General features: G+C 67.3%; 2 protein-coding genes. Both read right to left on the bottom strand.

Annotation, left to right across the window (positions count from 1 at the left end):
• Positions 1–552 precede the first annotated feature (552 nt).
• On the bottom strand, positions 553–930 hold the full coding sequence (locus BZY54_RS39715; protein WP_244217564.1) for a YciI family protein: 378 nt from the start codon (positions 928–930) through the stop codon (positions 553–555).
• 143 nt (positions 931–1,073) lie between these two features.
• On the bottom strand, positions 1,074–1,750 hold a 677-nt coding region (locus tag BZY54_RS51250), incomplete at its 5' end, for a hypothetical protein (RefSeq protein WP_086730209.1).

The raw sequence follows: 1,750 nt of genomic DNA, 5'->3' as shown, positions 1-1,750 counted from the left end.
AAGCACCGTCTCTGAGCAGGGGGAGAGCGGTCGGCCACTGTCATCGTCTGTCGTCGTCGGCCGCCCTCGGACGGCCCAGCGACGGCCCCGGATCCGATCGAGCCGAGCAGCGTACGGCTCATGAACCGCATAGCAGCATCAGCGATCACGGCTCGAACTTGTAGACGACCACCATGAGCCCCTCGCTGTCGGTCGGCGTCGGGTGACCTCGGACGGCCGGGCCTAGGTGGTCGGGCAGGAAACCACAGTGCGGCAAAGCTCGGCCCTGATCTACGATCGCCCTGCCTGCGTCGGCCGGCAGCTGTAGACCCGCAGCACCGGCGCGTTGCGGAGGGGGCCAGCCCGTTCACCACCGCGTAAGGCACCCGCTTCAGGAGCGAGGTTGGGCGATCGCGGGACCTGACCTGCGGTTTCCCTACCTTGGGCACAGTCCGGTGGAAGTCACCCCTGCGGGCCCCGGTTCCCCGTCCGTTCTGGCACGGGAGTGGCACGAGCCAGGGAACCTGTCCCGGACCTCTCGATGCGAACTACGGGCGGGTGCGGATCGGTGGCTCAGCTCTCCGGGTCGTACATGATCTCGCGCACCTCCTGTGCACACCGGCACGCCTCGGCGATCTTCGCAGCCCACATCAGCGCGTCCTCGCGCGACGGGACCTCGATGATCGAGAAACCGCCGACGACCGCCTTGGTCTCGGGGAACGGTCCGTCCCTGACCGTGCCGTCGGTGGCCACGATGCTCGCCTGCTGACGTTCCACCCCGGCGCCGAAGATCCAGACACCTGCGTCCTTGGCCTCCTGGACCACCCGGTGGGATGCCTCGCCGACCGCCGGGAAGTCCTCCTTGGGGAAGGTCATCGATCCGTCGTCGAACGAGATCAGGTACCGCGCCATCGTGTTCGCCTCCTTGATCAGCGACCACCCGGCCGCCACGTCGCTGCTCCCGGTCCGACAGACCGCGTGCCAGCTTCTCATCGGTCGTCTCGCCCCGCTTCGACGAAAGGTCGGCGGAGCAACTTCGGCCGGGAGCTGGACAGCCACCATCTACCTGGCCGCGCTCCACATCGCGGGCATCCTTACCCGGTCCGCCAGGTGCTCGCCAAGCAGGTCTGGCCGGTGACGCTCTCGGAGATCACGAACCTGGTCTCGCACTCCGAGCACGTCGCAAGTCCGAAGAGGCGTGTCACCCACTCGGCGACCTGGTCCTGACCGGCGTCACCCGCCATGGTGTAGATCCGGGCGCCGATGCCGGTCAGCTCGTCCGGGCTTGCCGGGTGCAGTTCGGCCTCACACTCGTTCGCGTATTCCCCGAGCTGAATGCCTGTGAGGGCCCCGCACTCTGGGCATTCGGCCTCGAATTCCTCAAGGAGCAGTTCAAGCTGCTGAGACCAGACCGGAACGTTGTCGAACGCCAGCAGGCTCTGTGCCAGGTACACGAAGGTCTCTGGTTCATCGGCCGGGACCTCGATCAGGCAGGCGCGGGCTGCCGGCGTCAACTCGGTGATCTGGGAGGCGTAAAGGCCGCGTTGTGCCGTGTCGGCTTCGGCAACGATGAGGCCCGCCATGAGAACTGCTTGCTTCCGCTCGCCCGGCGCACGGCCGGTCGCGATGTCTGCGAGGACTGGCAACGCGGCATAGCTCGCCTCGTACACAGTGCCTTGGTGGCACAGCGCCGACCAGAGGTCGTGCCAGACTTCCTCGTCCTCCTGGCCACCGGCGAGACGGGCGAAGAGGGCAGGTATGCCATCTGCGG

Origin of the sequence: Streptomyces carpinensis, assembly GCF_002154505.1 — a bacterium.
Lineage (GTDB): Bacteria > Actinomycetota > Actinomycetes > Streptomycetales > Streptomycetaceae > Streptomyces > Streptomyces carpinensis.
The sequence above is the reverse complement of the archived record's forward strand: the minus strand, read 5'-3'. Positions and strand labels throughout refer to the sequence as shown.